The organism is Herminiimonas sp. (assembly GCF_030655415.1).
On record NZ_JAURVN010000003.1, the window covers coordinates 24,146 to 30,383 of the forward strand.

At 50.8% G+C, this 6,238-nt stretch carries 5 protein-coding genes; 4 read left to right on the plus strand and 1 reads right to left on the minus strand.

Features of this window, described 5'->3' with window-relative positions:
• Positions 1 to 38 precede the first annotated feature (38 nt).
• Together Q7T66_RS02655 and Q7T66_RS02660 are read left to right on the plus strand one after the other, a co-directional pair.
• A complete protein-coding gene (locus tag Q7T66_RS02655; protein WP_304931736.1) occupies positions 39 to 1,013 on the plus strand; it encodes a quinone oxidoreductase in 975 nt (324 codons plus the stop codon).
• Positions 1,014 to 1,022: 9 nt separating this feature from the next.
• Positions 1,023 to 1,193, plus strand: a complete 171-nt coding sequence (locus Q7T66_RS02660; RefSeq protein WP_304931737.1) for a hypothetical protein — start codon at positions 1,023 to 1,025, stop codon at positions 1,191 to 1,193.
• Between the two features lie 107 nt (positions 1,194 to 1,300).
• Here the strand turns inward: Q7T66_RS02660 and Q7T66_RS02665 are convergent, their stop codons facing one another.
• A complete protein-coding gene (locus Q7T66_RS02665; protein WP_304931738.1) occupies positions 1,301 to 1,927 on the minus strand; it encodes a DUF4136 domain-containing protein in 627 nt (208 codons plus the stop codon).
• Between the two features lie 290 nt (positions 1,928 to 2,217).
• Here Q7T66_RS02665 and pepN point away from each other — a divergent pair, with 290 nt between their 5' ends.
• Entirely contained in the window at positions 2,218 to 4,866 is a 2,649-nt protein-coding gene (pepN, locus tag Q7T66_RS02670; protein ID WP_304931739.1) for an aminopeptidase N, read from the plus strand.
• Positions 4,867 to 5,003: 137 nt separating this feature from the next.
• Positions 5,004 to 6,008 (plus strand): class 1 fructose-bisphosphatase, encoded by a 1,005-nt coding sequence (locus tag Q7T66_RS02675; RefSeq protein WP_304931740.1) that lies wholly within the window; start codon positions 5,004 to 5,006, stop codon positions 6,006 to 6,008.
• The last annotated feature ends 230 nt before the right edge of the window (positions 6,009 to 6,238 follow it).

The window sequence follows — 6,238 nt, forward strand, 5'->3', positions numbered from 1 at the left end:
CTGTGAATCAATAATTGAATTAAACAAGTGAGTGAGCAATGACAAAAGCAATCAGGATTACAGAGACCGGCGCTCCAGAAGTCATGGAATACGTTGAAGTCGACTTGCCAGCGCCAGGCGCAGGCGAAGTGCTGGTGCGCCAAATGGCTTGCGGCTTGAATTTCATCGATGTTTATTTCCGTACGGGTTTGTATCCGCAACCTTTGCCTGGCGCTTTGGGTATGGAAGGCGCGGGCGTGATCGAAGCGGTAGGCGCAAATGTTACGCATGTCAAAGTCGGCGATCGGGTGGCATATGCGGGACGCCCACTCGGTGCTTACGCAGAAGCGCGCGTGATGCCCGCTGACATTCTGGTCAAATTGCCGGATTCGATCAGCTTTGAAACGGCGGCAGCAATGATGCTGCAAGGCTTAACGGTGCAATATCTGTTTCGTCGTACGTTTCGCTTGCAGGGTGGCGAGACAATTTTGTTCCACGCAGCAGCTGGTGGCGTCGGCTTGATTGCGTGCCAATGGGCGCGTGCATTGGGCGTGACGATGATAGGTACAGTCGGCTCGGATGAAAAAGCGGAGCTGGCAAAAGCAAATGGCTGCGTACACACCATCAACTACAACAAGGAAAACTTTGTCGAGCGCGTGAAAGAAATCACTGGCGGCAAAGGCGTCCCTGTCGTTTATGACTCGATCGGTAAAGATACCTTCATCGGTTCTCTGGATTGCTTGTCGCCGCTGGGCATGATGGTCAGTTTCGGTAGTGCGTCCGGCCCGGTACCGCCTTTCGGTTTGAATGAACTGGCGACGCGCGGCTCGCTGTTCGTGACGCGGCCATCGCTTTTCAATTACACCGCAAAGCGCGACGATCTGGAAACGATGGCGGCAGAATTATTCGGCATGGTCGAAAGCGGCAAGATCAAGATCGATATCAATCAGCGCTATGCCTTGAAAGATGTCGCCCAAGCGCATCGCGATTTGGAGTCGCGCAAAACTACCGGCTCATCGATTTTGATTCCATAAGGATTTGTGATGCAAGAATTGGATAAGGATGGCGTCAAGATAGATGAATCGAATGTGGAAGAAGCGTCTTCTACATCTGATGGCAATCCTAAATTTGGACGATTGCTGTTGCTGCTCGCGTTTGGTGTGGCGATCGTGGTGGCGCTGACTTTTGGTTCGCAAGCGTATTACACGCCTTGATCATAAATTGATGGCGATGATTTCTGAATGAAAAATGGCGACCTGCAGGGTCGCCATTTTTTTGCACTAAAGTTTTTGCCCAAGATCAGGCTTAGCACCAACGGAAATTATTCCTTGATTTCCAGCTTCAAGCGACGCGGTATACCGTTCTGCCCAGGGAAATCTGAAAATGCACTGCGCACCATGTAAGGCATGGCAAACGCCAGCGAACCATTGGCGCCTTCGCTATGCACCGTGACGTCATACAGCTTTTTGCCATCTTTGCTGCGCGTAATGATGACGTTGAGCTGACGCTGAAATAGCTGATATTGCACTTGTTGATATTGCGTCACTGGCCCGGGATACCAGAACGGGTCATAGTAAGGACCGTAATAACCGCGCCATCTCGGGCCGTAATACGGGTAATAAGGCCAATATGGATCAACGATTACCGGCTGCACGGTTTGTACATCGCGCACATCAATTTTGTAATTCAGTACAACCTTGAGATTGGCGCCACGTGGATCTTGCGCTTCGGCAAAGCCGAGTCGACCTAATTCATTGCGGACAAGATTTTCATAGCTGCGATATTCGAGATCGTTTTCCTTCTCGCCCTTACGATCAAAAATATAGGTTTTATTTTGTAAATCCGCCGGCCATTCGTGAAATGCGATCACATCATTTCGAATAAACGACGCACAGCCGCTTAATAGCAGGCTGGATAAAGCGATGAGTAACAATAAAGCGCGGCGCAATTTGATTCTCCTAGAGTAGGTCTACACAGGATAGCGGGAATCCAGAAAAGATCCGTTACATTTTGTAAGCGCGCCGTCGAATTCCCTCTGTTGTCGATATGATCATTGATGCGAAGTTGAACGATTTTTCATCGGTTTTCTAGATTATTTCTGAGCTGCGTGTTGAACATCAATGACCGAAACGGATCCTAGTACGAGTTCGGCTTGATCAGAATGCACTACCGATTCCATTTACCATCCCAGGATTGGTAAAATGGTATTTTGCTTCACTCCCACCGAAACCTATTCCTATGCGTACCGACACTTCCCCTGCGATTTATCGCAAAGATTACACACCGCCAAGCTATTGGGTTCACACTGTTCAGATGGGTTTCGATCTGGATCCGTCGGCGACCCGCGTTGCGACGCGCATTACGCTTGAGCGCAACGCAGGCAGCGCTGAAAAAGCCATCGTTTTATACGGCGAAGAAGTGGAATTGGTGCAAATCCGGTTGAATGGCAAAGTTTTGGCCAAGCGCGATTACGCGCTGAAAGATGGCGTCTTGCGCATCCCGACGACCGTGAGCGAGATCAAGCTGGACGTTGAAACGCTGGTTCGCCCGGATAAAAATACCTCGTTGATGGGTTTGTACGTCTCGAACGGCAATTTCTTTACCCAATGCGAAGCCGAAGGTTTCCGCAAAATCACTTATTTCCCGGATCGTCCGGATGTGATGGCGAAGTACACCGTCATGCTGCGCGCCGACAAGAAAAAATATCCGGTGTTGCTGTCGAATGGCAATTTGATCGAAGAAGGCGATCTCGGCGATGGCCGTCATTACGCCTTGTGGGAAGACCCATTCAAGAAACCGTCTTATTTGTTTGCGCTAGTCGCCGGGCAGTTGGTTTGCCAGGAAGAAACCATCAAACTGAAATCCGGCCGCGATGCCTTGCTGCAGGTTTGGGTGGAAGACGGCAATCTGGACAAAACACAGCACGCGATGGATTCGCTGATTAATAGCATCCGCTGGGATGAAGAGCGCTTTGGCTTGGAACTGGATCTGGATCGCTTCATGATCGTCGCGGTTGGCGACTTCAATATGGGCGCGATGGAAAACAAGGGTTTGAATATTTTCAACACCAAGTATGTGTTGGCCAATCCGCGCATCGCGACCGACGTCGATTATGCAAATATCGAAGCAGTGGTCGGCCATGAATATTTCCATAACTGGACCGGTAACCGCGTGACATGCCGCGACTGGTTTCAATTGTCATTGAAAGAAGGCCTGACGGTTTTCCGTGATCAGGAATTTTCTGCGGATATGGTCGGCACCGATAGCGGCCGCGCGGTGAAGCGTATTGATGATGTGCGCGTGCTGCGTCAGGCGCAGTTCCCGGAAGATGCCGGTCCGATGGCGCATCCAGTGCGGCCAGACTCGTTTGTCGAGATCAGTAACTTCTATACCGTCACGATTTACGAAAAAGGTTCAGAAGTCGTGCGCATGTATCAAACCTTGTTGGGCCGCGACGGCTTCCGCAAGGGTATGGATCTGTATTTCAAGCGACATGATGGGCAAGCGGTTGAATGCGATGATTTCCGTGCGGCGATGTCGGCAGCGAATGGTCGCGATTTGACGCAGTTCGAGCGCTGGTACAGCCAGGCTGGGACGCCGCGCGTAACGGCGAAGACCTCTTACGATGCTGCCAGCAAAACCTATGACATTACGCTTTCGCAATCTTGCCCGGCAACGCCGGGACAGGCGAAGAAATTGTCTTTCCATATCCCGGTCGCGGTGGGTTTGCTCGATAGCAGCGGCAAAGATATGACATTGAAGCTGGATGGCGAAGTTGCGGCGATTGGAACAGTCGTGCTGGAATTGACTTCGGCGCAGCAAACTTTCCGCTTTACTGAAGTCAATGAAAAGCCGGTGCCGTCGATGTTGCGTAACTTCTCAGCGCCTGTGGTGCTGGAGTACGATTACAGCGAAGATGAATTGGCATTCTTGATGGCGCACGATAGCGATCCATTTAATCGATGGGAAGCTGGCCAGCGTCTTGCGACGCGTCGTTTGCTTGCTTTGACGTCTGCAGCACAAAAATCCGAGGCATTGAGCGTGGACCCAGCATTGAGCGACAGCCTGCGCGCAACCTTGAACGACACCCAGCTCGATCCGGCTTTCCGCGAAACCGTGTTGACCTTGCCAGCGGAAACGGTAATCGCCGAGCAGATGAACGTGATTGATCCGCAAGCAATTCATACTGCGCGCCGCTTTTTGCGTCATTCATTGGCGCAGGCTTTGCGTAAGGATTTTCTTGCTACATATAAAACGAATCAAACCAAAGGTGCGTACAGTCCGGACGCAACATCGTCCGGCAAGCGCGCATTGAAGAATCTTGCGCTCTCTTATATAGCGGAGCTGGATGACGCCGATGCGCACGTTTTGGCGCAGGCTCAATACGACACAGCTAACAATATGACTGATCGTATGGCATCTTTGTCCGCTTTGGCAAATAGTCAGGCGCCGGGCAAGGCTGCTGCACTGGCCCAGTTTTATAGCGATTTCGAGCAAGAGCCATTAGTGATAGATAAGTGGTTCAGCTTGCAGGCGATGGCGCGCACTACCGATGTGGCTGCGGTGCGCAAACTAATGCAGCATCCGGCTTTCTCTATAAAGAATCCGAATCGTGCGCGCAGCTTGATATTCAGTTTCTGTAATGGCAATCCATCGCAGTTCCACGCGACTGACGGTAGCGGCTATGTATTCTGGGCTGAGCAGGTGATTGCGTTGGATGCAATTAATCCGCAAGTTGGAGCACGTTTGGCGCGTAGTCTGGATCGCTGGCGCAAATACGCGCCGGAATTGCAGGACAAAATGCACGCAGCCTTGAAGCGAGTAGCGGCGGCCAAGCTTTCGAAAGATACAAAAGAAGTTGTAACGAAATCGCTAGCGGCTACTTGAACAGTCAGCCAATTAATAGACAAGTAATAGAGCAGCATACAATTGCCGGTCAAAACGGCCGGGTTTTAGCTAGTAGTTTGAGTAGTTTGTGATTAAGCGCATTGATTACAGCGCATTCGATAAAGATTAAGGACCACATGAAACGCATCAGCCTCACGCAATACCTGATTGAAGAGCAACGACTGCACAACACCATCCCTGCAGAGTTGCGCTTGTTGATCGAAGTCGTCGCTCGCGCCTGTAAAACCATTAGCCACGCGGTTGGCAAAGGTGAGCTCGGTGAAGTAATGGGGTCGGCAGAAAGCGAAAACGTCCAGGGCGAAGTGCAAAAGAAGCTGGATATTATTTCCAACGATATTTTGCTGGAAGCTAATGAGTGGGGCGGTCACCTGGCGGCGATGGCTTCGGAAGAAATGGAAACCATCCATCCGATTCCAAATCGCTACCCTATGGGCGAATACCTTTTGTTGTTCGATCCACTTGATGGCTCGAGCAATATCGACGTGAACGTGTCTATCGGAACGATTTTCTCGGTATTGAAAGCGGCAGATGGCATGCAAGCGCCGACCGAAGCTGATTTCCTGCAAGCCGGCAGCAAGCAGGTAGTTGCTGGTTATGCCGTCTATGGCCCACAAACTGTGCTGGTACTGACAACTGGCAATGGCGTGCAGTGCTTTACGCTGGATCGTGAAATGGGTTCGTGGGTAATGACGCAACAGAATATGCAGATTCCAGCGGACACCAAAGAATTCGCCATCAATGCATCGAACGCGCGCCACTGGCATGCGCCGGTCAAGCGCTATGTAGATGAAATGCTGGCTGGCACAACGGGTCCGCGCGGCAAGGATTTCAATATGCGCTGGATTGCATCCATGGTGGCAGATGTACATCGCATCCTTAATCGTGGTGGCGTCTTCATGTATCCAGCTGATGCACGGGAGCCGGACAAGCCAGGCAAGCTGCGCCTTATGTACGAGGCAAATCCAATGGCTTTCCTTGTAGAGCAAGCGGGTGGTGCAGCAACAGACGGTCAGCAACGTATATTAGATATCCAGCCAGAAAAGCTGCATCAACGTGTGCCGGTATTCCTGGGCTCGAAGAATGAAGTTGAGTTGGTAACGAGTTATCACAAGGAAAAGTAAGGCGTCTCATAGAGGGAAATTCTTTTAATCAAAGGGCTTAATAAAAAGATTTAAAGTATTTTCTCAAAAAGGGTTGCCAAGCTTCAAGAAGCTTTGCTATAGTTCGGCTCCCGTCGCAGAACAAGCAGCGAAACGCAGAGTGTAGCGAGCTGAATTGGGTGTGGCGGGGGTGTAGAAGTGGTGGTTGAAGTTGGCGTTTTTGTTAGTCGTTTTGAAGAAATTTGAAACGA

Coding starts and splice junctions, on each gene's coding strand:
- Q7T66_RS02675 (WP_304931740.1), top strand. CDS start 5,004: ATGAAACGCATCAGCCTCACGCAATACCTGATTGAAGAGCAACGACTG.
- pepN (WP_304931739.1), top strand. CDS start 2,218: ATGCGTACCGACACTTCCCCTGCGATTTATCGCAAAGATTACACACCG.
- Q7T66_RS02655 (WP_304931736.1), top strand. CDS start 39: ATGACAAAAGCAATCAGGATTACAGAGACCGGCGCTCCAGAAGTCATG.
- Q7T66_RS02660 (WP_304931737.1), top strand. CDS start 1,023: ATGCAAGAATTGGATAAGGATGGCGTCAAGATAGATGAATCGAATGTG.